This is a genomic window from Thermoactinomyces mirandus (assembly GCF_013868055.1).
GTDB classification, from domain to species: Bacteria; Bacillota; Bacilli; order Thermoactinomycetales; family Thermoactinomycetaceae; genus Thermoactinomyces; species Thermoactinomyces mirandus.
Window position 1 is genome coordinate 50646 of the sequence record NZ_JACEOL010000029.1, and the last position, 25439, is coordinate 76084.

Sequence of the window (25439 nt, forward strand, 5' to 3'; positions counted from 1 at the left end):
CCAAATTTTTAACATGAACAACCTCGATGACCGCAGTTGCCGCATTTATGATCCATTTTTCCGCCTGTTACAACAGAAATTTTTTGTGAGACAGTAGATGCAATCACTTGTTGAATGATTTGCAAAAGGTCGTTTATATCAACCTGGGACTGCTGGTACTCACGGACAATCGGAAGGCTTTCCAGTTCGTGGTTCAGCTGGTCCAGTTCTTTTTCCAACAGGCGGGCATATTCCGTTTTCTGATAATGCCTGGCCACCACCCATTCCTTTTGTTTGTGCCTGATTACATCAATCCGTTTTTGGACGGTTTCACTGTTTTGCACCTGCTGTTCAGCAGCGCGAAATCTTTTGATCTCTTCACTTTCCTGGATCAGTTCTGCAAATTGACGGGCACGTTTCAGGACCGGATGATTTTCAGGGATGGGTTCCATTTCTTATCCCCCCACTTTGGTCAGTGGCTTTTTCATCAACCCATACTCCTTTTAATGTCCAGGTTTGCGGTTGATCAATGCGCACATGGGCAAATTTCCCAATCAGGCTTTTGGGCCCCTCAAAATTGACCAGTTTGTTGGTGCGGGTTCTGCCTGACAAAATATCCGGATTTTTCTTGCTTTCTCCTTCAACCAGAACCTCAACCACTTTTCCGCGCAGTGCTTCATTTTTTCTGCGGCTGATTTCATTTTGCAGCTCGTTCAGCCGTTGGAGGCGTTCCTTCTTCACTTCAGGCGGAACATCATCTTTCATGCTTGCCGCAGGCGTTCCTTCGCGGGGGGAGTATATAAACGTAAAGGCCGAATCATACTCAACTTCCCGAACGAGGGAAAGTGTTTCTTCAAACTGCTCATCCGTTTCACCGGGAAAACCGACAATGATATCAGTAGTAAGGGCGATATCCGGAATTGCCTGTTTGATTTTTCCCACCAATTCAAGATAGGATTCACGTGTATATTTGCGGGCCATCATTTTCAGGACTTCTGTGCTTCCCGATTGAACCGGCAGGTGGATATGTTCAACCAGGTTGCCCCGTTTGGCAAGCACTTCAATCAAATGATCATCAAAGTCACGTGGATGGCTTGTCGTGAACCGGACACGCGGGATTCCAATCTTGCGCACATCATTCATCAGGTCCCCAAACGTATAATTGCCGTCAGCCAAATCCTTGCCATAAGCATTTACGTTCTGCCCCAGCAAAGTAACCTCCTGATAGCCTTTCCGGGCAAGTTCGCGAATCTCATTCAAAACATCTTCAGGACGCCGGCTCCGTTCTTTCCCGCGTGTGTAAGGCACAATGCAATATGTGCAGAACTTATCGCAACCATACATAATGTTTACCCACGCGCTCAAGCCATCCCGACGGACCTTCGGCATATTTTCAACCACATCGCCCTCTTTTGACCACACCTCTACAACCATCTCTTTGTTAAACAAGGCGTTTCGCAAAAGGAACGGCAGCCGATGGATGTTGTGAGTACCGAATATCAAGTCAACATGCTGATAGCTTCTTAAAATACGGTTGATCACAACCTCTTCCTGGGACATGCAGCCACACACACCCAGAATCAGATCAGGCTTTTCCAGTTTCAGCTGTTTCAGACGTCCCAATTCGCCAAACACCTTGTCTTCTGCATTCCCGCGAACCGCGCAGGTATTCAGCAGGATAATATCTGCATCTTCCTCGCGATCCGTTGATTCATACCCGATCTGTTCCAAAATTCCAGCAATCGTTTCACTGTCATGTACATTCATTTGACAGCCATATGTTTCCACCATATATTTTTTTCCAGCGCCTGCATTGCGCATATTTTCCGGAATCTGTTCAAACCGGATCACTTGCACGTCCGATTTCCCCCGCCTTTTGGCAGATTTCAAATCGGGAGCAACAAAATATTTGCTGTAATCTTTTACTTCTTTGCTCATTTTATTCACTCTTTCCGGTGAGATATCTCCTGCTATATCAAACGGAAGGTTTCTTCCAATCTGTTTGCCAAAATTAGCAACACTGCAATTAAATAATTATACACGATGTCTCTACTATGTTCAACAGCACGAATTTTGTCTGCCTTTTTACCAAATCAAGAACATCCTACGGCAATTCTGCATTCAGAAGCTTTTCCGCTTGCCTTCTTTGGATGGTTCAAACATGTTTCTATGTTTTAGTTTTTTTATATAAAGTGTATGATTTGCCTGGTTGTCTTTCAGAATTTTGTTTGTGATACAAACTTTTTTATTTATTAACAGGCATTAAAAAAAGCCGGATCTCTTTCCAGAAAAATCATCCAGCTTTAACTGATTATTTTTCAGGTTGATCATTTAAAAGTGATCTGCCCGTTGGCTAATGATGCAATTTCCACTAGTGATTCCACGCGAATTCCAGCTTGCCGCAGACGGGCTCCCCCGTTTTGGAAGGCCTTTTCAATAACGATCCCGACTCCTGACAGGTGGGCACCAGCCATTTTTACCACTTCGATCAGCCCTTCTGCTGCTTGTCCATTGGCCAGGAAATCATCAATGATCAACACACGATCCTCATTCGTCAAAAGTTTTTTGGAAACGACTACGGTATTTATCTCCTGTTTGGTAAATGAAAAAATTTTTGATTCATAAAATGAATCTGTCAAAGTAAGTGATTTTTTCTTGCGTGCAAAAACAACCGGCACTCCCAGTTCCAAGGCTGTCATCAATGCCGGGGCAATTCCCGACGACTCAATGGTTAAAACCTTGCTTACCGATTCCTGCTGAAATTGCTTCGCAAACTCTTGCCCGATTTCCTGCATTAAAACCGGATCAATTTGATGATTGAGAAAATTGTCCACCTTCAGGATGTCCTCAGACAAGACCAATCCTTCCTTGAGAATTTTTTCCTTCAGTCTTTTCAAATGACGTCCCTCCACCCGTTCTCCATGAAGTCCGGAGGCTGCTCCGGCCAGCCAGCTTCTTTGTTATTTTTGTCTGTCAGTGTTTGCGATATTTCGAATTATAACCTAAAAGTCCCGCAAACAAAAGTGCCTTTGTCCTTTGTTTCCGTACTTTCTGCTTGTTTGGCTTTTCACCCGCAATTTATTGCACCGCTCCAAAAGTAAATGATTCTTCATAAAAATGTCATAAAACTTCCAGGATGAATAATTACAGCAGGCTCAAGTTTTACAAATTTGTGATGAAAATCACAGGAGTTTCGGTAGTGTGATAAATATTACATTTATAGTTATTTTGTTATGATAACATTTAAAATATGGTTTGTGATAAATATCACAAAATTTTTGTTGCTGAAATGGCTTACATGAAACAGAGGAGGAAAATCATATGTTTTGTCACCAATGCGAACAAACAGCACCAGGCGGATGTACAACCATCGGAGTATGCGGTAAAAATGAAGTAATCGCAAGCTTGCAAGATATCATGGTTTTGCTTTAAAAGGGATCGCTGCTTACCGTATGCATGCCAACCAGTTGGGATATACCGACCCATTCGTAGATAAAATCACACATGAAGCCCTGTTCATGACATTGACCAACTCCAACTTTAATGTGGAAGAGCATTTGGATATGGCCATGAAAGTGGGCCAGGCAGCAATCCGTGTTATGGAACTGCTAGATAAAGCGCATACAGAAACCTTTGGAATCCCGCAGCCTGTCCGGGTCAGTGAAAATAAAATAGAAGGTAAGGCAATTCTGGTCACAGGCCACAATTTGTTAGTACTTAAAAAATTGTTGGAACAAACAAAGGACACCGGGATCAACATTTATACCCATTCCGAAATGTTACCGGCACACGGTTATCCGGAACTCAAAAAATATTCCCATTTGAAAGGGAATATCGGAAAATCCTGGACAGACCAAAGAAGGCTGTTCGAAGAATTCCCGGGCATCATTCTGGGAACGACCAACTGTGTACTACCTATTAAAGGCACCTATTCCGATCGTTTCTTCACATGTGATGTAGCCGGACTGGAAGGCGCGCAAAAAATAAAAGACTATGATTTTACTCCATTGATCAATCGCGCCCTGGAACTTCCGGAAGTGAACATTGAGTCTGACGAGGAATTCCTCACCGGCTTCCATCATGAAACCGTTCTCGGACTGGCGCCGGAAATTATTCAGGCTGTAAAAGATGGTAACATCAAACATTTCTTTGTTATTGCCGGTTGTGACGCTCCAGGAAAAGGCGGAGATTATTATCGGGAGCTTGCCACCTCCTTGCCGCCAGAAACAGTAATCCTCACTACTTCCTGCGGCAAGTTCCGCTTTAACGATGTAGATTACGGAACCGTCCCGGGTACCGATATTCCCCGCTATATTGATTTGGGACAATGTAACAACTCGATTTCCACTGTAAAAATTGCCGCTGCACTGGCTGAATCATTTGAGTGCGAAGTAAACGAACTGCCTGTCAGCATCGTGCTGTCCTGGTTTGAACAAAAAGCTGTTGCCATTTTGTTGGGATTGTTCAGCCTGGGAATTCAGGATATTCGCATTGGTCCGAAAGCCCCTGCATTTGTTGCGCCTGGAGTATTGGAAGTATTGCAGGAAAAATTCGGCATGAAATTGATTGGCGATGTACAAGAAGACATGAAAACCATGTTGGGATAAAACATTCCTGTTCTTATGCAAAAAAAACTCTTGGTCCATGGGGGCCAGGACTTTTTTTATTTAAGGCGCCCGGTTCATTCCCCTGACTGCCGCCTCTCAACCATGTCCAGAGCTGTGATTTTCGGAGAATATGGAATATTGCAGTTGCCGAAAATGGCTGAAATGATCGGCAACAGGTTGAGCCGCCTGCAAACCGGTTTGAAGCTGCCTTGCAAGAAAATCGTTGGAATCCTGTAACAATATGTTACAATACCATTGTTCCTTTACAATATCTGTTAACCTGTAAAATTTTTACGCTATAAGGGGATGAAACTGCATGAGAGACAAACGTATTATTTATCCTGTCATGATTATTCTCGTCCCCATTGCCGGTGAATTCAAATTTATGCCTTTTGAAGGGGATCTTCGCGTCAGCCTGGGTACACCGGTCTTTTTATTCCTTCTGTTATGGTCAAAGCGCATGAACTCCATCAAGGCCGGTTTTTATGTAGCCACTTCGGTTGTCGTATTCCGGATCATGTTGTCCATCATCATTCAGTCTGACCTGACTTGTTTCGATGAAGCCTTCAGGTATCATTTTCCTGTTTTTTTCTATTATTTAACTTACGGTTTTTTATTCCGCCTGTTCAAAGTAAATGATTTTCATCATTCACCTTTTGTAATCGGCTGGCTCGGAGTCATCATCGAATTTTTGTCCAGCATCGCCGAACTCAACTTTCGCTACATCTTCTCTTCGCATGTTATATCCCTGAAAGAACTGATCCTCATCGTCGTGATCGCCATCTTCCGCAACTTTTTTGTACTTGGGTTTTTTGATATCCTGATTTTGCGGGATGCCAAAATCGCCGAAGAAGAGCAAAAGCAAAGGAACAAACAATTGCTTATGCTGGTTTCCAATATCTACGTCGAAATGATTCAATTGAAAAATTCCATGAACAATGCGGAAGAGCTGACCAGGGATTGTTATGAAATGTACCGGACGTTAAAAGAACACATCCGCTACGGAGAAGTGGCGGGCAAGGCATTGAGAATCGCCGGAAAGGTCCACGAAATCAAAAAGGACAATCAACGTATTCACGCCGGACTGTCCAAGCTGATGACAAAAATGAACTCAACCGATTATATGGAAATTAAAGAACTGATCCATGTCATTGTCACTTCAAACATGAATTACAGTGAAATATTGGGGAAATTGATACATTTTCATGTAGACATTCAGGGAGAGCATCCTCCGTACCGAACACTCGTGCTCCTCTCTATCATTAACAATCTTGTCTCGAACGCGGTCGAAGCCATCAAAGAAGAAGGAGATATAACCATCAGCATCAACCGGAATCCCGACCAACTAAAGATCAGGGTTTCCGACAATGGGCCAGGCATTCCGGAAAAAAACAGGGATTTGTTATTCCAGCCCGGTTTTACAACCAAATTTGACGCGGAAGGAAATATGTCAAATGGAATAGGTCTTACCCATGTCAAAAAAGTGATCGAAGATTTAAATGGCAATATAACCCTTGAAAATCCTGATCCATCATCAGGAAACACCACTTTTCGGATTGTTTTGCCTCTGGATGGTATAATCATGGGGGAGAGTGAGTACTCATGAGATTTTTTATCGTTGATGACGATGCTTCCATTCGAGCTATCTTAACCAATATTATTGAAGATGAGGATCTTGGAACAGTTGTGGGGGAAGCCCAAAACGGCCTGGAAGTTGATGCCGGGCTTCTTAATCGGAAGAGGGTTGACATTCTGCTGATCGACCTGTTAATGCCCGAACGGGATGGAATCGAAACGATCAAGGAGATGAGATGCGCGTTCCAGGGAAAAATAGTAATGATCTCTCAAGTGGAAACAAAGGAACTGATCGGCGAAGCCTATTCACTTGGAACTGAGTACTATGTTACAAAACCGATCAACCGACTCGAAGTAATCAGTATCCTGACAAGAGTCAAGGAAAAAATCCTGCTGGAAAAATCGATTCACGATATTCAGGCCTCCCTGAAACAATTGAGCGGACAGGATCTTTTTCGCGGGAGGGATCAATCGAACCAGGAACAAATGGCAAGCAAATTGCGCAATACAGGCAGACAGATTTTGCTTGAACTTGGCATTGCCAGTGATGGTGGACACAAAGACCTGCTCGATATTCTTGACACCATTTATGAAAACGAAACCAACGGCAATGTTGAAACTCTTTCATTAAAAAAGCTGTTTGAACAAACGGTCAGGAAACGGGCAGGAAACGAATCTCTTACAGACAAAGAAGTAAAATCATCCGAACAAAGGGTTCGTCGCGCAATTCATCAATCGTTGGAACACATCGCTTCCCTGGGGCTGACTGACTACTCCAATCCGACCTTTGAACATTATGCCTCCACTTTTTTTGACTTTTCACAAGTCAGAGCAAAAATGCTTGAACTTGAAGGGAAAACCAACAAGAATATCCCGCCTGCCCGCATAAACATAAAAAAATTTATCCACGCCCTGTACATGGAAGCCAGTCAGCAGGATTAACGGAAAAAGCAGGAATTTCCCTTCCTGCTTTTATACCCACCAGTAGCAAGACCACGCCCATTTATTAAAAATTCGTCTGTTTCCAATTCAAACGAACTGTTCTCCATCGCTCCTGATAGTATGGCCGTCTGCGGAAAAACGGCAGCATAACTTCCTGCACGAGGTATGTTTTCAATGCGGGAACCGGCATAATTCCAGGGGAAAAAGCAATGGCTCTGTCATCAAAATAAATACTGCTGCAACTGTCAAATTACAATAGAAGACAGGCAATATAAGGCCAACCTCATCAGGATTTTTTGCCGGAAAATTGGATAGAACAGTTAGCCAAGCATACTGTATCCTCCGTTAATGGCAACGATTGCCCGGTCATCCAATCAGACCGGGAAGATAACAGAAACAGAACCATTCCCGTCACATCCTCAATTTTCCCCAGGCGTCTCAAGGGATAGTGTTTTATGATCCTGGTCATGATTGCCGAATCAATGGATGGCTGGTCTTTCCCAATCAATCCCAGCGCAACCGTATTGCATTGAATGTGGTACTTGCCAACTTCCTGAGCCAGCGACTTGAGAAAACTGATGGTTCCTCCTCTCGCAGCGGCAGACAGGATCAGGTTCCGGTCGCCTGTTCGCGCCGAATCTCCAACTATATTGACAAACTTCCCCTGTTTTCTTTCTATCATTTCCGGCATAAACGTTCGGACTAAATGAAAGACCCCATAGAAACAGACATCGATTTCTCTTTTCCATTCTTCCGGTTCATATTGAAAAAAGGTTTGAATTGTGTCCAGCCGGCATTGTTGACAATGCCATCAATCAAACCCAGTTTCTCTCCTATCAGTGCTTTCATCTTTTCTACATCTTCCAGCCTGCCAGATCCCCTTTGGTCAGAACGGCCTCCACACCGTAATCGTTGAGCAAGTTAGCTGTTGCCTTGGCAGCCTGTTTCGACCTGTAATAATGAAGTGCAATATTGGCTCCTTCTTTGGCAGCTGAAAGAGCAATTCCCTTTCCGATTCCTTTTGCAGCGCCAGTAATAAGAATGTTTTTTCTTTAAATACAGATCCACGTCCTTCGCCTCCTCCATCCAATTTCTGCTGCTAAACCATATTTAAGCCGCCATTGACCGAAAGCGTTTGTCCTGTAATGTATTCCGCCTGAAACCAGGTAAGCAACCGCACCGGCTATATCTTTGGGCTTGCCTGAAGGGAATCACTTTCAGCAAGGCTTCGGCAATTCCCCAGTTATACGAGCCGATTTCCTGAAACAGAGGAGTATCGCTAGGACCAGGCGCAACACAATTAATATTGAGTTTATATCTTGCCATTTCCTTGGCCAGTGTTTTGGCAATGGCTCGTCCGATCCCTCTGCCTGCTCCTGTGACAAAAGCTGTTCGTTGAGTCAATGTTTATCCCTCCACTTTTTTGGCGATCATTTCTCTCAGTTTGAATTTTTGGATTTTTCCACTTGGAGTACGTAGGAATTCATCAGCAAATTCAATATGTTCAGGCCAATACTGCCTGGCGACTCCTTTTTGCTCCATATATTTCCTTAATTGTTTCAGGGTAAACGGCTCCTTCCCCGGCTTCATACTAATAAACACACAAGCTTTTTCCTGTAGCCGGGGATCCGGCATTGCCACAATCTGGGCAACAGAGATATCCGGATGTTCATACAGGATATTTTCACAACCGATATATTTTCACCGCCGCGAATGATCACGTCCTTGTTCCGACCCACAATACGAATATAGCCATCTTGATCTATTACAGCCCGGTCGCCGGTGTCGAGGCGCTTTAAATATCCAACAAACAGGGAAGGACCTTCAAAAGCAAATCCCCTTCTTTGTTTGGCGGACACGGGTCACCGTTTTGATCCACAACTTTCACTTTCATTCCCGGGAAGGGAAAAACGTCGGTACCCGTCAGTTTTTCTTTTGAATCATCTGTAAAGTAAGCGTTACCAGACCATTTTCCGTCTGCCCCCACCCTGCCAGAATCGAACATGGCATTTTCCCGGCCGCCTCCCGGACCAGGCCCCGCGGAATGGGAGCACCAATTGCTGCAAAAACACGTAATGAGCTCAAATCATGGTTCTCCAGACTTTCTGTCTGCAAAACATCATAGAGAAAGGGGGTTGCCGCCGTTGTTACGGTAATTTTTTCTTTCACTGTCAACCGGAGAAATTCTTCCGGATTCCAGACATCCTGATACACTCCCGTATCGCCAATATGAACAGGTACCCGGACTCCGTACACAAACCCGGTCTGGTGGGCAAAAGTGGAAGCCATAAAAACAACATCATCAGACGTCAGGTTCAACCGGTTGCACCAAGATTCGGCAGCGATACAAAGGGTATTGTGAGTATGCATAACTCCCTTCGGTTCGCCGGTTGTCCCGGATGTAAAAATGATTTGTGTCAAATCATTCGTATCCAGACTGATCCAGTCCAATACAGACAGGTCCATTTGCTCTTCCCAAGGTTTATCAAGGAGAACGGAAAATGATTTCATTTCCGGCGGTACTTTTTTCCGATTACATAAACATGTTCCAATGAAGGCCATTTGGAGAGCAGTTTTTTGACCATTTCCGTATAATCAGACCGGCCAAACCGATCCGGGATTACAAGGAGTTTTGTCTCCGCCAGTCCGACCATAAAATCAATCTCACGTTCACGGTAAATGGGGATTAAAGGTTGGTTATAGCCCCAATTCTGGTTGCGGCATAATGGAGAATAACAAATTCATTCCAGTTGGGCAGTTGAATGGAGATCACATCGCCTTTTTTCAGGCCAATTCGAAGAAGCCCCAGCGCCACTCTGTCTACCAGCTTGCCGAGCTCTCGATAAGTATCTGCTTGTGCGGTCAATAATTGCCATTTTATCGGGGTTATTTGAAATTGCATCATGCAAATAATCCACAATCGTTTTATTGGGCCAGCTGGACTGGTAATTGGCAATGATTTCTCCGGTCAATAACGTGTCGAAGCCCATGAATCCCAACCTCCCTTCACGCAGAAACGAATTAGCAGTATTTGTTTCAATGAGCTATTTCCTGAATTTGCTGAAATTGACCGACCTTTTTTCAACAAAAGCATTTCTTCCTTCTGCTGACTCTTCTGTTTGGTAAAACATGACCAAACTTCCCATTGCCAATTGGGAAATTCCATGAATACCAGCTGTATCGGCATTAAAAGAATATTTCAGCATTTTTAAGGCCGTAGGGCTTTTTTAGAAAATCTGTCGGGCCCAATCTTCCGCTTCCTGCAACAACTGCCCGTGGGGAACCACTTTATTGACCAGCCCCATCTGCAAAGCTTATTCTGCCGTATATTTTTTGCACAGATACCAGATCTCCCTTGCCTTCTTTTCCCCTACGACTCTGGCAAGATACGCACTGCCATAGCCGGCATCATAACTCCCCACCTTCGGCCCGGTCTGTCCAAAGATGGCCTGTTCGGATGCGATGGTTAAATCACAGATGACATGCAAAACATGTCCTCCTCCGATCGCGTAGCCATTGACAGCAGCAATGTTTCCTTAACATCGCTGTAATCACATTTGCGCCTTAAAACATTCCTTATGTTACCCTAATGTTATCATCGAAAAAACAAAGTCCAATCAAAATAATTTTGGATTATATATTTTATAGATTTACTGTTTGGAAAAATTGTGTACTCGTTGCAGCTTTCCCGGTCACCTGGTCATTTAAGCCTGGTTTACTTCATTGCCTGGAGGGAGAATATGAATTACGATCAGTTACAAGCCTTTTATTACGCCTCAAAGGTGCTCAATTTTACATAAGCAGGGGAATTTCTCAATTTAACCCAATCAGCAATTACAGCCCGCATTCGCAATCTGGAACAGGAACTTTCCTGCCAACTGTTTGACAAGCAAGGCAAACAAATCCGCTTGACCCAGGAAGGAAAAATCCTGTTGGATTATGCAGAAAAAATCATCTTTTATACCGATGAGGCAAAAGATGCCATGCACTCCATCACCCAGACACAGCTTACTGTCGGTTTCACTCCTGCGTTTTCCCATCAAGTCATTTGCACGGCTGTAAAGGAATTTCCAAAAATCCATTATATTTACCTGCAAATCATCGAAGGCCATGATTCCATCAGGCTCCTGGAACAGGTTCAAAATCAGAAACTGGATCTTGCTTTTATTCGCACCGCCACCTTCGACTCCAACTTGACTGTGGATTACTTGTTTAGCGACAGGACCTTTGTCTTTGTATCACCTACCCATCCACTCAGCGCAAAAACAATGGTAACGATGGGGGACTTGCAAGGCCAAACGATGATTCATTATTCCAGAAGTGTTGGCATATGGAAAAAAATCGAGAATACGCTGGTTGGCGTAACGGACCTTAAAAAGCTGGAAATAAAAAATATCGCCATGTTGAAAAAATTTGTAACAGAAGGACTTGGCTTCAGCATTCTTCCTTATTTCTCAATCATTGAAGAAGTCCAAAGAAAAGAACTGAAAATATTGGAATACAAACCTCGTATTCCCAAAAATATTATGTCTGTCTACTATACCGGATCTTCGCGAACTGAATATCAAAAATTTATTTCCTGTTGCAAAAAACATCTAAATACCAGTCTCGTCTATTCTTTGCAAATTCGCGAATCTTAGCCAGACATGCTGATCCTTTTTTTGTACGTCTCTTCTTTCTCTAAACAGCTCCCAAATATATCTATTCAGGGTGTCAACCAGTTATCTGTTCCCCATCCCTGCTACCACTGACATGAATCCAATTATTCTAAGTTTAGAAATAAAATATTCATCATTCATTAACAACAAGTCCCTCCTTTACGCAGATTTTTGACACTATAATGAATTGAAATTAATAATTCACAACAATAATTTTTCTATTACATGAACAGGAGGTCAGAGGTTATGAAGAAGTGGTCGATTTTCCTTATTGGCCTGATTGTGACAATAACTGCAGTAGTAATGGGACCAGCTCTTTTCGTGGAAACAAAAGCGGTTTCCAAAGCGCCTGAAACCGATCTCGACGCATTGAAACCAACCGTTTCTGAAAAACAGGATACGGACCTGCCCAATATTGCCATCCTGGCAACCGGCGGAACCATTGCCGGTACCGGTTCATCTTCCACGGAGACAACCGGGTACAAATCGGGGGATCTCGCCATTGAAACTTTGATTGAAGCCGTTCCTGAAATGAAAAAGATCGCCAATATTTCAGGAGAACAGATTGTAAATGTAGACAGTACGGATATTACGAACGAAATTCTGTTGAAATTGGGCAAGCGGATCAATGAGTTGCTTGCTTCGGACGACGTCGACGGAATTGTTGTGACACATGGCACGGATACATTGGAAGAAACGGCCTATTTCCTGAACCTTGTTGTCAAAAGCGACAAACCCGTCGTTTTGACTGCAGCGATGCGGCCGGCAACAGCGATGAGTGCGGACGGGCCTTTTAACTTGTATAACGCCGTTTTGTTGGCCAGTGACAAAAGCTCCAGGGGAAAAGGAGTTCTTGTGGCACTGAATGACCGGATCGCTTCTGCCAGAAACATTACAAAAACCAATACCACCGCGACGGATACATTCAAATCGGTTGAAAACGGATATTTGGGAGCCATCGTTGGCGGCAAACCTTACTACTATAATGAAACCACCCGTTTAAACACGACCAGGTCGGTATTTGACATTTCCAAAATTGATGCTTTGCCGCAAGTCGACATCATTTACGGATACCAAAACAGCCCGACATACATGTATACAGCGGCTGTGAAAAACGGGGCTAAAGGAATCGTGGTGGCTGCACCTGGAGACGGCACATTGTCCAGCAAAGCCCTGGAAGGTGTTCAGGAAGCGATGAAAAACGGAGTGGTCGTCGTCCGTTCTTCCCGTGTGGGATCAGGAACAGTTTCACCGAAAGAAGGATTTATTACCTCTGATTCATTAAACCCGCAAAAAGCACGTATTCTATTGATGCTTGCCTTGACGCAAACAAAAGATCCGGTCAAAATACAAGAATTTTATAATCAATATTAATAATCTTCTCCATCAGACGGGGTAAAAACCACGGCATGATTATCTGGACAAAAACAGGTTAATATTCCTTCATTTCCTTTAACTTCTTTCAAACTGTCAGTTTGAAAGAAGTTTTTTTGAACCGCGTGGATCTTTTTTACCGATCTTTCCTCTCATAACCGTTTTGCAATTTCTACTTTTCTCTGACCAAAACAATAAAGACATTGCTTGCCACTGGCTAAGCAATGTCTTTATTTAAAGGAAAAGGTTATCTGTTATTTATAACTTCCAAAGAAGTTTTTGAAGGATTGAAGGGTCGTTTGCCGGTACAAATCGGCAATCGAAGTGGTCAGCGAAATTCCTTTCGGGCATACTTGCACACAGTTTTGTGAATTTCCGCAGGAGTTGATCCCGCCTGCTTCCATAATCGTCGTCAGGCGTTCTTCCTTGTTCATTTCTCCGGTTGGATGGGCATTAAAAAGCCGAACTTGCGACAAAGCGGCCGGGCCGATAAAGTCTGATCTATCATTGACATTGGGGCATGCTTCCAGGCAACAGCCGCATGTCATGCATTTTGACAATTCATAAGCCCATTGTCTCTTTTTTTCCGGAAATCTCGGTCCAGGCCCCAAATTAAAAGTTCCATCAATCGGTATCCATGCCTTGACTCTTTTTAATGCATCAAACATCCGCTGCCGGTCAACCTGCAAATCCCTGACAACCGGAAATGTACTGAGCGGAGCGAGATGAATCGGCTGTTCCAACTGATCGATCAGCGCGGAACAAGCTTGCCGTGGCTTCCCGTTAATAAGCATCGTACAGCTTCCGCACACTTCTTCCAGACACACATTTTCCCAAACAACCGGAGTGGTTTTTTCTCCTTTGGCATTAACAGGGTTTTTGCGAATTTCCATCAACACAGAAATCACATTCATATTGGGGCGGTACGGAATCTCAAACTCTTCGATATATGGCTTTGAATCTGCATCTTGCTGTCTTTTGACGGACAGCCGAATGACTTTTTGATCAGCCACGATTATTCATCTCCTTTCTTTGACTTTGTATAATCCCGTTTCCTTGGTTTAATAAGGGATACATCTACTTCTTCATAATAGATATCCGGTTCATTTTTGCTTGCATTATAGACGGCCATCGTTGTTTTCAGCCACTGTTCGTCATTACGGTCGGGGAATTCCGGTTTATAGTGTGCTCCCCGGCTTTCATCACGGTAATATGCCCCCAGGGTAATCACTTTGGCCAGGTTGATCATGCCTTCCAGCTGGCGGATAAAGGATGCGCTCTGATTTCCCCACTCGGCGGTATCATCAATATTGATGTTTTTATAGCGTTCCGAGAACTCGTGCAGTTTTTCATACGTCATTTTCAGCTTTTTGTTTTCCCTTACCACCGTTACGTTTTTTGTCATCAGTTTACCAAGTTCTTCATGGAGGACGTAAGCATTTTCCGTTCCATTCATCGACAAGATCGATTGATATTTTTCCTCATCATGTTTGACCATTCTTTCAAAGATCCGGGACGATACATCCTCTGTCCCTTTGCTCAATCCGTTAATATAATTCAATGCCTGCGGGCCGGCAACCAATCCTCCGTAAACAGCGGATAATAGCGAGTTGGCTCCCAGCCGGTTGGCTCCATGTTGGGAATAGTCACATTCACCGGCTGCAAAGAGACCGGGAATATTGGTTTGCTGATTAAAGTCAACCCACAGGCCGCCCATCGAATAGTGGACACTCGGGAAGATTTTCATCGGCACTTTTCTTGGGTCTTCTCCGACAAACTTCTCATAGATCTCCATGATACCGCCCAGTTTAATATCCAGTTCATGGGCATCAATATGGGAAAGGTCAAGGTAAACTTTATTCTCGCCGTCTACACCCAGTTTTTGATTCATCACCACATCAAAGATTTCCCTTGTGGCGATATCGCGTGGAACAAGATTCCCGTAAGCCGGGTATTTCTCTTCAAGGAAATACCATGGTTTACCATCTTTGTAAGTCCAGACACGGCCGCCTTCCCCGCGTGCCGATTCACTCATGAGGCGGTTTTTGTCATCTCCCGGGATCGCGGTTGGATGAATTTGAATAAATTCCCCGTTGGCATAAACGGCCCCCTGCTGATAAAGCCGTGCCGCGGCATACCCTGTATTGATCGTGGAATTGGTCGATTTGCCAAAGATCATGCCGCAACCGCCCGTTGCGATAATGACGGCATCTGCAGGAAATGGAACAATCTCCATCGATTTTAAATTTTGTGCGGTAATTCCCCTGCAAACCCCTTCATCATCCAGAACTGCCGACACAAACTCCCAGTTTTCGTATTTGGTGACCATTCCTTCCGATTCAAAGCGGCGAACCTGCTCATCCAGCGCATATAACAGTTGCTGTCCGGTTGTTGCTCCGGCATAAGCCGTCCGGTGAACCTGCGTTCCCCCGAAGCGGCGGAAATCAAGCAATCCTTCCGGAGTGCGGTTAAACATGACGCCCATCCTGTCAAACATGTGGATAATATTGGGAGCAGCTTCGCACATCGCTTTTACGGGAGGCTGGTTGGCCAGAAAATCGCCTCCATAAACGGTATCATCAAAATGCTCCCACGGGGAATCATTCTCCCCTTTCGTATTGACTGCCCCGTTAATCCCGCCCTGGGCACATACAGAATGGGAACGTTTAACCGGAACGAGTGAAAACAAATCTACTTTCGTTCCCGTCTCTGCCAGTTTGATGGTAGCCATGAGGCCGGCAAGTCCACCACCAACGACAACAACTTTACCCTGATTCATTTTTCATCCTCCTCTATTTACAATTAAACAAATGCCAAGATGGCTCGTACTCCGATGAAAGACAAGACGAAAAAGACTGCCAGTGTAACATATTGGAAAACACGCTGGGATTTCGGAGAAACCGTAATTCCCCAGGTAATGAGAAAAGTAAAGATTCCATTTGTAAAATGGTAAACAGAAGAGACAATGCCAATGATATACAGAACAAGAAACAATGGATTGTCCACAATGTCCGCCATCATTCCAAAACTCGGTTCAGCGCCTAATGCCACCTGAACCCTTGTCTGCCACACATGCCAGGCAACAAATATAAAAACGATAAATCCCGTTATTCTCTGCAGGAAAAAGCTCCAGTTCCTGAAATAATGGAAACGATTCACATTGTGTTTGGCCTGCAATGCGATATAAACTCCGTACAACGCATGAAACAGCAGAGGCAGAAAAATGATGAAAGTTTCCAGAAAGAGTTTGAACGGCAAGTTTACCATAAATCCTGCCGCCTGATTGTAAGCTTCTTCTCCCCAAGTTGCCGTGTAATTGAGTGACAGGTGAAAGGTTAAAAAGACACCGACAGGAATAATTCCTGCCAGTGAATGTAATTTTCTCAAGAAATTGTCATATCTCTTTAATTCCATTTGGAATAACCTCCTTAAAAGGTGTTAAACTCTTGTCGAACCCCGTCTTCTGTCAAGCAACTCTTTCCCTGCGATCCCTGGATGAGTCATTTCAAATGGATGTAAAATCAGATCTAATTCCTCAGTGGTTAAAACTCCGCGTTCCAGAACAATCTCTCTGACCTGGCGGCCTGTTTCGATCGCCTCCCTGGCAACCAAGGCTGCGGTTTCATAACCAACATGCGGATTGATTGCTGTAATGACACCAACACTGTTGTTCACATAACTTTCCATTCTCTCTTTGTTTGCCGTAATGCCACTCAGGCAATATTTGCGGAAGACGGTAAATACATTGGTCATTACATTGATGGATTGCAGCAAGTTAAAGACAATGACCGGCTCCATTACGTTCAGTTCAAACTGTCCCGCCTCACAGGCCATGCTGATGGTCAGATCGTTGCCTGCAACCTGGAAGGCACTCTGATTCAATACTTCTGCCATGACAGGATTTACTTTTCCTGGCATAATGGAAGATCCCGGCTGACGAGGGGGCAGCTTGATTTCGCCAAAACCGCATCTTGGGCCGGAAGTCATCAATCTTAAGTCATTGGCTACCTTGGACATGTTCAGGATACAGGTTTTCAATGCGGAGGATACTTCCATATAGCAATCGGTATTTTGGGTTCCATCGACAAGATTGTTGACACCTTTAATGGGAAGTGCCGTAAATTGAGCTAAATATTCCACAACCTTTTCGACATATTCCGGATCCGCGTTCAGTCCTGTTCCAACAGCGGTTGCCCCCATGTTGACTTCAAACAGATTTTCCCGGGTTCGGTTAATTCTCTCCATATCCCTTGCCAGGACACGCGCATACGCTTCAAATTCCTGGCCCAGCCGAATGGGAACCGCATCCTGCAAATGGGTACGGCCCATTTTGATCAGGGAATCGAACTCTTTGGCTTTCCTCAAAAATTCATCATAAAGTTCTTCCATTACCTGAAGCAGCTGATCCAGCGACATGAGAGTCGAAATATGAATAGCCGTCGGAAAAGCATCATTGGTTGACTGGGCCATATTGACATGGGTGTTTGGGCTGATTACCCTGTAATTTCCTTTTTCTTCTCCCAAAATTTCCAGAGCCCGGTTGGCAATCACTTCGTTCGTGTTCATGTTGATTGAAGTACCGGCTCCCCCCTGGATGGGATCAACGATAAACTGATCATGATACTTTCCTGCAATAATTTCATCTGCCGCAGCCACAATCGCCCTGGCAATCTTATTGTCCAACTGGCCGATTTCGGCATTTGCCAGTGCTGCTGCTTTCTTGACAATCGCCATGGCCAGGATCAGAGTTTTGTCAATGCGAAGTCCTGTAATCGGGAAATTTTCAACCGCACGCATTGTTTGCACACCATAGTAGGCATCGATCGGAACCTGCTTTTCACCTAAAAAATCTTTTTCAATCCGGTATTTTTCATTTTGGTTAATCATCTGGAATCAACTCCTTAATTTTTTCAGGGAAAATGGACTTGATCAATCAAGCCCCTGGTCCCATGGAAGCCTGACGGATTACAACAGGATGGAACTTAACAGAATACCGATGGCCACAGCGCCTGTCGTGGAAACAAGACCGGGAACCATGAAACTGTGATTCAGGATATATTTGCCGATTCTCGTTGTTCCGGTACGGTCAAAGTTTATCGCGGCAACAACGGTTGGATAGTTTGGAATAAAGAAATATCCGTTGACAGCTGGGAACATGGCAATCAACAAGGCCGGATTAATTCCCAATGTGATTCCAAGCGGCATGAGAGTACGCACTGTTGCCGCCTGACTGTAAAGAAGAATAGAAAGAACGAATAAGGCAATGGCGAACAGCCAGGGGGCTGAAGTAACCAGACTTGAAATGGAACTTGTAATCAGTTCAGCATTTCCATGGAAGAATGTATCCCCCATCCAGGCGATCCCGAAAATCGCTACAACTGCAGAGGCCCCTGCCTTGAAGACACTGTCTGAAACAATTTTTTCGACATTGGTTTTGCACCAGAGAATCATAATGGCGGCAGTTGTCAGCATGATAATTTCAATGGTTTCCGGCATTCCCATCCGGACAAATTCACCGTCGACAATCCAACCGGGACGCAGCGATTCAAATGACCCGAATATGACCACGGAAATGGCAGCAATCAGGAATAAAACGACTGAGATCTTGGCGTTTTTTGAGGCAACATACTCTTTTTTCTCCTTTTTGATCGGAGCCAGTCCTTCTTCCAGACGTTTCAAATAGACTGGATCATCCTTCAGCTCTTTCCCGGTTTTGCTTGCAATGAAAGCTCCGATCATACAGGCAATAAAGGTAGACGGAATACAGATCATCATGATGTCCAATAAGGTGATGTGAAAATCAGTCAACATGGCAACCAGGGCAACGGTTGCTGCGGAAATCGGGCTCGCCGTAATTGCCTGCTGGGAAGCGATTACAGCAATGGACATCGGTCTTTCCGGCCTTACTCCTGATTCCCGGGCAACTTCGGCAATCACCGGCAGCACTGAATAGGCTACGTGCCCGGTTCCAGCACAAAATGTAAATAAATAAGTAACAATAGGAGCAACGAAAGTAATATGTTTGGGATTTTTGCGCAATGCCTTTTCAGCCAGATAAACGAGATAATCCATTCCTCCTGCAGCTTGCAGGGCCCCCGCCGCAGTGATTACTGCCAGAATCATCAGCATGACATCAATAGGAGCGGTGGTGGGTTGCAAGCCGAACACAAACGCAAAAATAGCCAATCCGACGCCTCCCATGACTCCCAGACCCAATCCGCCGACCCTTGCGCCGATGATAATACACCCGAGGAGAATCAATAATTCAATCCAGATCATCTTCTCACCCTCCTCCTGACAATTTGGGAGATTTGAAAACATGAACACCAGGCAACAGCAAACAGCCATTTTTGTGAATGATTTCACAAATAAAATCGTTTGTTCGATGTGCTTTAAAACAATGATTAAGCTAATTTTAATGATTCAACCAATAAACTCTCCTAATTTTTTCGTATTTATTTGTGTTTTCATTCACAATTAATTCTTTTTAAAAAATTGCTTTAAAAAAGAAGAAACATTTGAAATGAAGAAAGATTTTTGTTTTCCGTTCTTCATTTCAATTATAACGTATAGACGCAACTACAAAAATCTACATAAAACTACATCTGAAAATATAATATACACGAAGTTGTCATATTCTTTTTTCCCCGGTATTTCAAGTGATTGATGGATTTTGCCAACTATAGGAACAGGGATGCGGAGTACAGTTTTTTACAAAATATGATATAGTAAAAGGGGAATAAATCTGCTTTTATCAAGGATTATTATGGAAAAAGAGGTGATGGACATTCAGATAATCGAAGAAACAATCAGCAAGAAGAAGTTGTTGTAAGCGCATTCATTGTGAAATTATGAACTAATAAAAGTTTTATTTTGTTGGAGATGGTAAAAAATGGGTATGTTATTTGTTATCATTGGTCTCTTTGTTCTGATTGGAACGATTTATTTTCTTGTCAAAAAAGTAGAAGCAAGGCTTGTTCTGATTACGGCCGGTTTAATTATGGCCACTGTTGCCGGTCAACCTATGGCTGCGTTTGAAGCCTTCTCGGAACGAATGGTATCAGACGGTCTGGTTCAGGCGATCTTAACAGTAATGGGGTTCGCCTATGTCATGAAGTTTACGGAATGTGACAAACATCTGGTTCGTTTGGTAGCCGGTGGTTTAAAAAAAACAGGCATTTTTCTGATCCCGTTTGCAGTACTTGCCACTTTTGCCATTAACATTGCATTGCCAAGTGCCGCCGGTACAGCCGCGGCCGTAGGCGCCATTTTCATCCCGGTCATGATGGCCGCTGGTGTTCATCCGGCAATGTCTGCCACCGCCGTATTTGCCGGTACCTTCGGAAGCAGGCTGAATCCGGGAGAAGCTCATAACCCGTTTATTGGAGACATTGCCGGAGTATCCGCTGTAGATGTCGTATCCGTCAACGCACCAGCGTCCATCGCTGCCGGGCTGATTGCCGCGATCAGTTTAGGGGTGATCGCCTATATTTTCAAAGAACACAAAGGTTATGTCTCAACAGAAACCGTCATGGATGATGGAGAGAAAATCAGCTTTATCAGGGCAATTGTTCCTACTGTTCCCGTTATTATACTCATTCTGGGGGCCACTATGGTTCCTGCGCTGGAGATGGGAGTAGCCGAAGCGATGCTGATTGGCAGCATCATTGCCCTGGCAGTGACACGAAAAAGCCCCACCAAACTGGTTAAATCTTTCTTTGACGGAGTCGGAAAAGCATATGCAGATGTTATGGGGATTATTATTTCTGCCGCTGTTTTTGTAGGCGGAATGAATGCCATCGGTCTGGTTGATGCCTTCATCAACGCAATGACCGATCTCCCGCAAATTGTAAATATCGCCGCAACATTTGGTCCAATGCTTCTGGGAATCATAAGCGGTTCGGGAGACGCCGCCACTTTTGCTTTCAACGAAGCTGTTACCCCGTTTGCTTCCCAATTTGGCGTATCTGCCGTAAATATGGGAAGTATTGCCGCCCTTGGCGGAGCGTTGGGGCGTACCATGTCCCCGATCGCCGGTGCCGCAATCGTCTGTGCAGGCATCGCCAAGGTAAACCCGATCGAGCTGGCAAAACGGAATGCACCAGGAATGATCCTAGCAGCCATCGTCGCCATGTTTATCCTGCTGTAAGAAAACCCTTTTAAGACAGGAAAAACCTCCGCTTGTTTTTCTGGCGGAGGTTTTAGCTTATCAACAACGTTTGAGAAAACGACAGGAGCGTCCAGGATGCTTTCCTGTAAGGCGGAGACAAAACGGAGTCCTGAAAATCGTCTTTTAACTGAAACTTTCACTAATTTACCAGTGGAGGTTTTTATCGCATCATATTATTAAGGTTAAATAATTCCTAATGTATTTAGAAATACAATAATGATTGTTACCGGAACAATATAACGCATAAGCACCCACCATATCTGATAAAAACTGGCAGATCTCCTTCCGGCCAAATTGAACTGTTCCCTGATCAATGTCCGATCCATCCGAAGAACGACAAATAATGCAATCAGCAATGCTCCAAGCGGCAATAAAATATTGCTTACCAGGTAATCAGTAAAATCAAAGATATTTTTGTCAAACAATTTAATGTCGCCGAGCACGCCGGATGCAAGCCCAGCGGGAATGCTAACCAAAAATATGACCAACCCGGCTGTCCAGGTAACTTTCTGGCGGGAATAATGGCTTCTCTCCGTAAAGGCCGCAACAATAATCTCAATTAACTGGAACGAAGAAGTCAGGGTTGCGATCAGAAACAGGATCAGAAACAGTGCCAGAAACAGTTCTCCCAAAGGCATCTGGCTAAAAGCGGCCGGCAGGACGATAAACAGTAACCCGGGTCCTTCAGCCGGCTCCAGGCCAACGGAAAACACAACAGGAAAAATTGCCAGACCCGCCAACAGAGATACCAGAATATTCATAATACAGACGGATGCTGCGGCAAACGGGATGTTGGTTTCATTGTTTAAATAGGAGCCATAGGTAACCATTGCCGAAAAACCTACGGCAAGGGCAAAAAACGACTGCCCGAGTGCATATAAAACCGCTTCTGCCGTAATGTTGGATATTTCCGGTTTAAGGAAGAAGACAATTCCTTCCATAGCTCCTTCCAATGTTACCGCCCGGATCACGATGATGACGAAAATGATGAATAACAGCGGCATCAGGTATTTTGAGGCCTTTTCGATTCCGTCTTTAATGCCCATCGTTATCACAATGATATTAGCCAGCAAAAACAGGGCTGTACCGAGGAGCGTGATCCAGGGAGATTCGGTTACCAGCTGAAATGTTGTGGCATAATCGGCTCCGCCATGAATGACGTAGCCAAACATCGACATGATTGTATAAATGAGTACCCATCCGCCAACGACACTGTAAAATGAAAGCAGTAAAAAACACCCCAACACACCGATTTTGCCAACCAAGGTCCACAAACTGTTTGGAGCCAGTTTTTCATACGCGGATACCGCTTCCTTGCCTGAACCACGGCCGACAATAAATTCAGAGATCAGCATGGGGAGTCCCAATAACAGAGTAAATGCGATAAAAAAAAGCAAAAATATACCTCCGCCATTCATTCCCGTTACATAAGGAAATTTCCATATTGCTCCCAAACCGATCGCTGCTCCTGCTGAGGCCAATATGAAACCAGCTTTTGAGGACCACTTGTTGTCTTGTGCCATTCCTATTTTTACACCCCTTGTGTTGGATTGGAGGATTATTTGCACAAGTTTCCTCCGGGGTTCATCAATAAGTAATTAGTAACATCGTAACATTTATTGAACAACAACTCTAGAAAACATTGATCATGAAACCCGGGTGTCCTCCTTCCTGAACTGACACCCGGTTCACCACATGTGACAATAGCCTGTTTCCATGGCAAAAGAATAATTGAGAACAGCTCAATTTTCACTGCATATCAGATTTTTGACAAAGAATGATTCCGGTTCATTTGACCGGTCTCAATCTGGCTGTGAAATGCCGCAATACTTTTGGCTCATAAGTAAATTCCAGCCCGACCAGTTGGTCAGCGCGCTCTTTAATGGCGATCAATCCATCAGCTACTAAATCCATGTGGTTATAGGTATATACCCGGCGCGGAATGGTCAAGCGAACCAGTTCCAAAGGGCTTTCCAACTGTTCGCCCGTCTCGGCATCCCTTCCCATCAGGAGAGAACCTATTTCAACACTGCGCACACCGCTTTCCAGGTACAGTTCATTGGCCAGCACCTGACCCGGAAACTGATGGCATGGAATATGCGGCAATAGTTTCCGGGCATCTACAAAAACGGCGTGCCCGCCGGCAGGTGTTTGAATCGGGATTCCTCCATCCAGCAATCTTTGTCCCAGATACTCAACCTGGTGGATGCGGGATTTGAGAAATTCCTCATTGATTCCCTCCTGCAGTCCGCGTGCCAATGCCTCCATATCCCGGCCTGCCAGACCGCCATAAGTGGGGAAACCTTCATAAGGCACTACCATGGAACGGGCCTGTTCGTACAATTCCTTATGATCCCCGTTGAAGGCGAGAATCCCGCCAATATTGACCAGACCGTCCTTTTTGGCGCTCATGGTAAAGGCATCGGTATAGGAGAACATTTCCCTGGCAATTTCCCGGATGCTTTTATTCTTGTATCCAGGTTCGCGCTTTTTGATGAAATAAGCGTTTTCCGCATAGCGCGCAGCATCCATGATCATGAGAATTCCATACTTTTTGGCAATTTGCGATGCTTTCCGGATATTTTTCATGGATACCGGCTGTCCGCCTGCGCTGTTGTTAGTAATGGTACAAACAATCATTCCAACATTTTCCGGTCCTTTTTCCTGAATTGTTTTCTCCAGCCGCTCCAGGTCAAAATTGCCTTTGAAATCATATGGAGTGGTTGTATCCAGGGCTTCTCTGGTCACCACATCAACCGCCTTGCCATGTGCCAGACCGACATGGGCACGCGTGGTATCAAAATGCCAATTGCTCAATACATACTGGCCCTTTTTGACAACGATCGGGAACAGAACCTGTTCGGCTCCCCGCCCCTGGTGGGTCGGTATGACATACGGATAACCGGTAATATCCTCGACTGTTTCTTTTAAATGAAAATAGTTCCGGCTGCCTGAATAGGCTTCGTCGCCAAGCATCATCCCTGCCCATTGAACATCGCTCATGGCCCCGGTTCCGCTGTCTGTTAACAAGTCGATGTAAACATGTTCCGATTTCAGGCTGAAAAGATTGTAACCGGCTTCTTTCAATGCTTTTTCTCTTTCCTCTTTTGAAATAATGTTAAGCGGTTCAACCATTTTTATTTTGTAAGGTTCTGGCATACGTTTCATCGATCCTTCATCTCCTTGTTCGATTTCACTTCATCGATATAGTTGTAAACCGTATATTTGGACAAATTCATATGCTCAGCAAGCATTTCTACCGTCCCTTTTACCAGAAAAATGCCCTTTTCTTCCAATTCCCTGATAATTTCCAAACGTTCAGCCCGCGTCAATCTCGTTAAATCCTCTCCCCTTTTTTCAATTACCTTTTGAAAGACATTTTTGACAAAATCATCAATGTTTGAAGCAAAATACTCGTCCCTGTAATCAGGACTTTTATCCAAACCGCTCTCCTCCATGATAAAATTTCCTGCTATTTTTCTTAATGTAAAAAAATCTTGAATACAATAATTTATACATAAACAACCAGCCAATTTCCTCTTGTGCCGAATAAAAATCGTCGAACATCGGTAAGGTTTTCCTTTGAAATAAGTATGGTATCCAATCCGATCTTCGGCCTCATCCCCTTCCGTCTTAATAATCTCAATGACGAAATTCGTTAAAGGTGCATAAAGCTTACGGTTTGTTACATTCCCCACAATTGCCACTACCGAAGCGTTGTAATTGGAAAAATCATGCAGTACAACTTCACACTGATCTCCCAATATTCCTGTTATCGCTTTCATAAATGGCAAATAGGGTTCAAATACGGGATTAAGATCCTCAGCTAGCTGTATAAACATAAGCAACTTCCTATCAAAAAATTTTTTGAAATCCCAAATAAATTGTATGATGTAAAAATGTGGCCCACAAGTGAATATTAAGAATTTTATATGGCTATATTTTCATTTTCTATAAAAATTATAGTATTGTCTTTATTCTTCTGTGGTCGGTAGCCGAAGTTTCAGTATGCCCCGAAAAATACAGGACAACATCCCGACTGTACATTTACAGTGGGATCTTCAAAATTGTGCTATTTTAGCAACTGATTCACTGCTGTTTGCAGTTAATCTCCAGGATTGTCTGTTCCGAACC

The 25439-nt window shown here is 44.1% G+C and carries 26 protein-coding genes and 3 pseudogenes; 8 read left to right on the forward strand and 21 right to left on the reverse strand.

All coding sequences use genetic code 11. The annotated features are described in order from the left end of the window. Positions 1-8: 8 nt before the first annotated feature. From H2C83_RS08690 to H2C83_RS08700, 3 genes are all read right to left on the reverse strand, one after another. Positions 9-431, reverse strand: coding sequence for a YlbF/YmcA family competence regulator (locus H2C83_RS08690; protein WP_181739797.1), 423 nt, complete (start codon positions 429-431; stop codon positions 9-11). Next, positions 415-1917 carry a tRNA (N6-isopentenyl adenosine(37)-C2)-methylthiotransferase MiaB gene (gene miaB / locus H2C83_RS08695; RefSeq protein WP_181739799.1) on the reverse strand — a complete coding sequence of 501 codons (1503 nt, stop codon included), beginning with the start codon at positions 1915-1917 and terminating at the stop codon, positions 415-417. Before miaB ends, H2C83_RS08690 begins: the two co-directional genes overlap by 17 nt. Before the next feature lie 389 nt (positions 1918-2306). Further along, positions 2307-2876, reverse strand: coding sequence for a xanthine phosphoribosyltransferase (locus H2C83_RS08700; RefSeq protein ID WP_181739801.1), 570 nt, complete (start codon positions 2874-2876; stop codon positions 2307-2309). A 424-nt stretch (positions 2877-3300) separates the two neighbouring features. On the opposite strand from H2C83_RS08700, the pseudogene hcp reads away from it, so the two are divergent. From hcp to H2C83_RS08720, 4 genes and pseudogenes are all read left to right on the forward strand, one after another. After that, a pseudogene (hcp, locus tag H2C83_RS08705) lies at positions 3301-4586 on the forward strand (hydroxylamine reductase). A gap of 15 nt (positions 4587-4601) precedes the next feature. Next, a complete protein-coding gene (locus tag H2C83_RS08710; protein WP_181739803.1) occupies positions 4602-4823 on the forward strand; it encodes a hypothetical protein in 222 nt (73 codons plus the stop codon). A gap of 79 nt (positions 4824-4902) precedes the next feature. Continuing rightward, positions 4903-6192, forward strand: a complete 1290-nt coding sequence (locus H2C83_RS08715) for a sensor histidine kinase (protein ID WP_181739805.1) — start codon at positions 4903-4905, stop codon at positions 6190-6192. After that, complete coding sequence (locus H2C83_RS08720) at positions 6189-7103, forward strand: response regulator (RefSeq protein ID WP_181739807.1); 915 nt, start codon at positions 6189-6191, stop codon at positions 7101-7103. The genes H2C83_RS08715 and H2C83_RS08720 overlap by 4 nt, the downstream gene beginning before the upstream one ends. 286 nt (positions 7104-7389) lie before the next feature. Here the strand turns inward: H2C83_RS08720 and H2C83_RS08725 are convergent, their stop codons facing one another. The 10 genes and pseudogenes from H2C83_RS08725 to H2C83_RS08745 all read right to left on the reverse strand — a co-directional run. Further along, positions 7390-7839, reverse strand: a complete 450-nt coding sequence (locus H2C83_RS08725; protein ID WP_312853885.1) for an SDR family NAD(P)-dependent oxidoreductase — start codon at positions 7837-7839, stop codon at positions 7390-7392. Further along, complete coding sequence (locus tag H2C83_RS18340; RefSeq protein WP_312853883.1) at positions 7806-7952, reverse strand: hypothetical protein; 147 nt, start codon at positions 7950-7952, stop codon at positions 7806-7808. Before H2C83_RS18340 ends, H2C83_RS08725 begins: the two co-directional genes overlap by 34 nt. A gap of 5 nt (positions 7953-7957) precedes the next feature. Continuing rightward, positions 7958-8146: an SDR family NAD(P)-dependent oxidoreductase gene (locus H2C83_RS18140; protein ID WP_181739855.1), complete on the reverse strand. Its 189-nt coding sequence runs from the start codon at positions 8144-8146 to the stop codon at positions 7958-7960. A 67-nt stretch (positions 8147-8213) separates the two neighbouring features. Continuing rightward, on the reverse strand, positions 8214-8507 hold the full coding sequence (locus H2C83_RS08735; protein WP_246333818.1) for an SDR family NAD(P)-dependent oxidoreductase: 294 nt from the start codon (positions 8505-8507) through the stop codon (positions 8214-8216). 3 nt (positions 8508-8510) lie between these two features. Continuing rightward, positions 8511-8738 (reverse strand): hypothetical protein, encoded by a 228-nt coding sequence (locus H2C83_RS17345; protein ID WP_246333825.1) that lies wholly within the window; start codon positions 8736-8738, stop codon positions 8511-8513. Beyond that, a complete protein-coding gene (locus H2C83_RS17350; RefSeq protein ID WP_220184078.1) occupies positions 8690-8962 on the reverse strand; it encodes a hypothetical protein in 273 nt (90 codons plus the stop codon). Before H2C83_RS17350 ends, H2C83_RS17345 begins: the two co-directional genes overlap by 49 nt. A 64-nt stretch (positions 8963-9026) precedes the next feature. Then, positions 9027-9614, reverse strand: a complete 588-nt coding sequence (locus tag H2C83_RS17355) for an AMP-binding protein (RefSeq protein WP_220184079.1) — start codon at positions 9612-9614, stop codon at positions 9027-9029. After that, on the reverse strand, positions 9611-9757 hold the full coding sequence (locus H2C83_RS17360) for a hypothetical protein (RefSeq protein ID WP_220184080.1): 147 nt from the start codon (positions 9755-9757) through the stop codon (positions 9611-9613). The genes H2C83_RS17355 and H2C83_RS17360 overlap by 4 nt, the downstream gene beginning before the upstream one ends. A 32-nt stretch (positions 9758-9789) precedes the next feature. Next, positions 9790-10008: an AMP-binding protein gene (locus H2C83_RS17365; RefSeq protein ID WP_220184081.1), complete on the reverse strand. Its 219-nt coding sequence runs from the start codon at positions 10006-10008 to the stop codon at positions 9790-9792. A 139-nt stretch (positions 10009-10147) separates the two neighbouring features. After that, a pseudogene (locus H2C83_RS08745) lies at positions 10148-10633 on the reverse strand (enoyl-CoA hydratase-related protein); the annotation flags it as partial. Positions 10634-10915: 282 nt separating this feature from the next. Between H2C83_RS08745 and H2C83_RS18550 the strand changes: the two are divergent. From H2C83_RS18550 to H2C83_RS08760, 3 genes and pseudogenes are all read left to right on the forward strand, one after another. After that, positions 10916-11017: pseudogene (locus tag H2C83_RS18550) on the forward strand (LysR family transcriptional regulator); the annotation flags it as partial. Positions 11018-11035: 18 nt separating this feature from the next. Continuing rightward, the gene (locus tag H2C83_RS08755) at positions 11036-11743 is read left to right on the forward strand and encodes a substrate-binding domain-containing protein (protein ID WP_181739809.1); all 708 of its coding nucleotides are present in this window, start codon (positions 11036-11038) and stop codon (positions 11741-11743) included. 264 nt (positions 11744-12007) lie between these two features. Continuing rightward, positions 12008-13135: a type II asparaginase gene (locus H2C83_RS08760; RefSeq protein WP_181739811.1), complete on the forward strand. Its 1128-nt coding sequence runs from the start codon at positions 12008-12010 to the stop codon at positions 13133-13135. A 254-nt stretch (positions 13136-13389) separates the two neighbouring features. On the opposite strand, the gene sdhB is transcribed toward H2C83_RS08760, so the two are convergent. The 5 genes from sdhB to H2C83_RS08785 all read right to left on the reverse strand — a co-directional run bounded on the left by sdhB (position 13390) and on the right by H2C83_RS08785 (position 19414). Continuing rightward, complete coding sequence (gene sdhB / locus H2C83_RS08765; protein WP_181739813.1) at positions 13390-14148, reverse strand: succinate dehydrogenase iron-sulfur subunit; 759 nt, start codon at positions 14146-14148, stop codon at positions 13390-13392. A 2-nt stretch (positions 14149-14150) separates the two neighbouring features. Beyond that, a complete protein-coding gene (gene sdhA / locus H2C83_RS08770) occupies positions 14151-15914 on the reverse strand; it encodes a succinate dehydrogenase flavoprotein subunit (protein WP_181739815.1) in 1764 nt (587 codons plus the stop codon). Positions 15915-15937: 23 nt separating this feature from the next. Then, on the reverse strand, positions 15938-16549 hold the full coding sequence (locus tag H2C83_RS08775) for a succinate dehydrogenase cytochrome b558 subunit (RefSeq protein WP_181739817.1): 612 nt from the start codon (positions 16547-16549) through the stop codon (positions 15938-15940). 24 nt (positions 16550-16573) lie between these two features. Next, the gene (aspA, locus tag H2C83_RS08780) at positions 16574-18022 is read right to left on the reverse strand and encodes an aspartate ammonia-lyase (RefSeq protein ID WP_181739819.1); all 1449 of its coding nucleotides are present in this window, start codon (positions 18020-18022) and stop codon (positions 16574-16576) included. A 78-nt stretch (positions 18023-18100) separates the two neighbouring features. Then, positions 18101-19414, reverse strand: coding sequence for an anaerobic C4-dicarboxylate transporter family protein (locus H2C83_RS08785; RefSeq protein ID WP_181739821.1), 1314 nt, complete (start codon positions 19412-19414; stop codon positions 18101-18103). 613 nt (positions 19415-20027) lie between these two features. Between H2C83_RS08785 and dcuC the strand changes: the two genes are divergently transcribed. Next, positions 20028-21284: a C4-dicarboxylate transporter DcuC gene (gene dcuC, locus H2C83_RS08790; RefSeq protein WP_181739823.1), complete on the forward strand. Its 1257-nt coding sequence runs from the start codon at positions 20028-20030 to the stop codon at positions 21282-21284. 203 nt (positions 21285-21487) lie between these two features. Here dcuC and H2C83_RS08795 read toward each other — a convergent pair whose 3' ends face one another. The 3 genes from H2C83_RS08795 to H2C83_RS08805 all read right to left on the reverse strand — a co-directional run bounded on the left by H2C83_RS08795 (position 21488) and on the right by H2C83_RS08805 (position 25147). Continuing rightward, on the reverse strand, positions 21488-22828 hold the full coding sequence (locus H2C83_RS08795) for a sodium-dependent transporter (protein WP_181739825.1): 1341 nt from the start codon (positions 22826-22828) through the stop codon (positions 21488-21490). Between the two features lie 265 nt (positions 22829-23093). Further along, positions 23094-24473 (reverse strand): tryptophanase, encoded by a 1380-nt coding sequence (locus tag H2C83_RS08800; protein WP_181739827.1) that lies wholly within the window; start codon positions 24471-24473, stop codon positions 23094-23096. Further along, on the reverse strand, positions 24470-25147 hold the full coding sequence (locus tag H2C83_RS08805; protein WP_181739829.1) for a helix-turn-helix transcriptional regulator: 678 nt from the start codon (positions 25145-25147) through the stop codon (positions 24470-24472). Before H2C83_RS08805 ends, H2C83_RS08800 begins: the two co-directional genes overlap by 4 nt. Between the last annotated feature and the right edge of the window lie 292 nt (positions 25148-25439).

Excerpts from the sequence above, each read along its gene's own strand:
- sdhA (WP_181739815.1), bottom strand. The coding sequence starts at position 15,914 with ATGAATCAGGGTAAAGTTGTTGTCGTTGGTGGTGGACTTGCCGGCCTC.
- H2C83_RS08775 (WP_181739817.1), bottom strand. The coding sequence starts at position 16,549 with ATGGAATTAAAGAGATATGACAATTTCTTGAGAAAATTACATTCACTG.
- H2C83_RS18340 (WP_312853883.1), bottom strand. The coding sequence starts at position 7,952 with ATGAAAGCACTGATAGGAGAGAAACTGGGTTTGATTGATGGCATTGTC.
- H2C83_RS08710 (WP_181739803.1), top strand. The coding sequence starts at position 4,602 with ATGCAAAAAAAACTCTTGGTCCATGGGGGCCAGGACTTTTTTTATTTA.
- H2C83_RS08800 (WP_181739827.1), bottom strand. The coding sequence starts at position 24,473 with ATGAAACGTATGCCAGAACCTTACAAAATAAAAATGGTTGAACCGCTT.
- H2C83_RS08785 (WP_181739821.1), bottom strand. The coding sequence starts at position 19,414 with ATGATCTGGATTGAATTATTGATTCTCCTCGGGTGTATTATCATCGGC.
- H2C83_RS08760 (WP_181739811.1), top strand. The coding sequence starts at position 12,008 with ATGAAGAAGTGGTCGATTTTCCTTATTGGCCTGATTGTGACAATAACT.
- H2C83_RS17365 (WP_220184081.1), bottom strand. The coding sequence starts at position 10,008 with ATGATGCAATTTCAAATAACCCCGATAAAATGGCAATTATTGACCGCA.
- H2C83_RS08715 (WP_181739805.1), top strand. The coding sequence starts at position 4,903 with ATGAGAGACAAACGTATTATTTATCCTGTCATGATTATTCTCGTCCCC.
- dcuC (WP_181739823.1), top strand. The coding sequence starts at position 20,028 with ATGGGTATGTTATTTGTTATCATTGGTCTCTTTGTTCTGATTGGAACG.
- H2C83_RS17345 (WP_246333825.1), bottom strand. The coding sequence starts at position 8,738 with ATGCCGGATCCCCGGCTACAGGAAAAAGCTTGTGTGTTTATTAGTATG.
- H2C83_RS08690 (WP_181739797.1), bottom strand. The coding sequence starts at position 431 with ATGGAACCCATCCCTGAAAATCATCCGGTCCTGAAACGTGCCCGTCAA.
- H2C83_RS17360 (WP_220184080.1), bottom strand. The coding sequence starts at position 9,757 with ATGGTCGGACTGGCGGAGACAAAACTCCTTGTAATCCCGGATCGGTTT.
- H2C83_RS17355 (WP_220184079.1), bottom strand. The coding sequence starts at position 9,614 with ATGAAATCATTTTCCGTTCTCCTTGATAAACCTTGGGAAGAGCAAATG.
- H2C83_RS08720 (WP_181739807.1), top strand. The coding sequence starts at position 6,189 with ATGAGATTTTTTATCGTTGATGACGATGCTTCCATTCGAGCTATCTTA.
- H2C83_RS08795 (WP_181739825.1), bottom strand. The coding sequence starts at position 22,828 with ATGGCACAAGACAACAAGTGGTCCTCAAAAGCTGGTTTCATATTGGCC.
- aspA (WP_181739819.1), bottom strand. The coding sequence starts at position 18,022 with ATGATTAACCAAAATGAAAAATACCGGATTGAAAAAGATTTTTTAGGT.
- miaB (WP_181739799.1), bottom strand. The coding sequence starts at position 1,917 with ATGAGCAAAGAAGTAAAAGATTACAGCAAATATTTTGTTGCTCCCGAT.
- H2C83_RS08805 (WP_181739829.1), bottom strand. The coding sequence starts at position 25,147 with ATGTTTATACAGCTAGCTGAGGATCTTAATCCCGTATTTGAACCCTAT.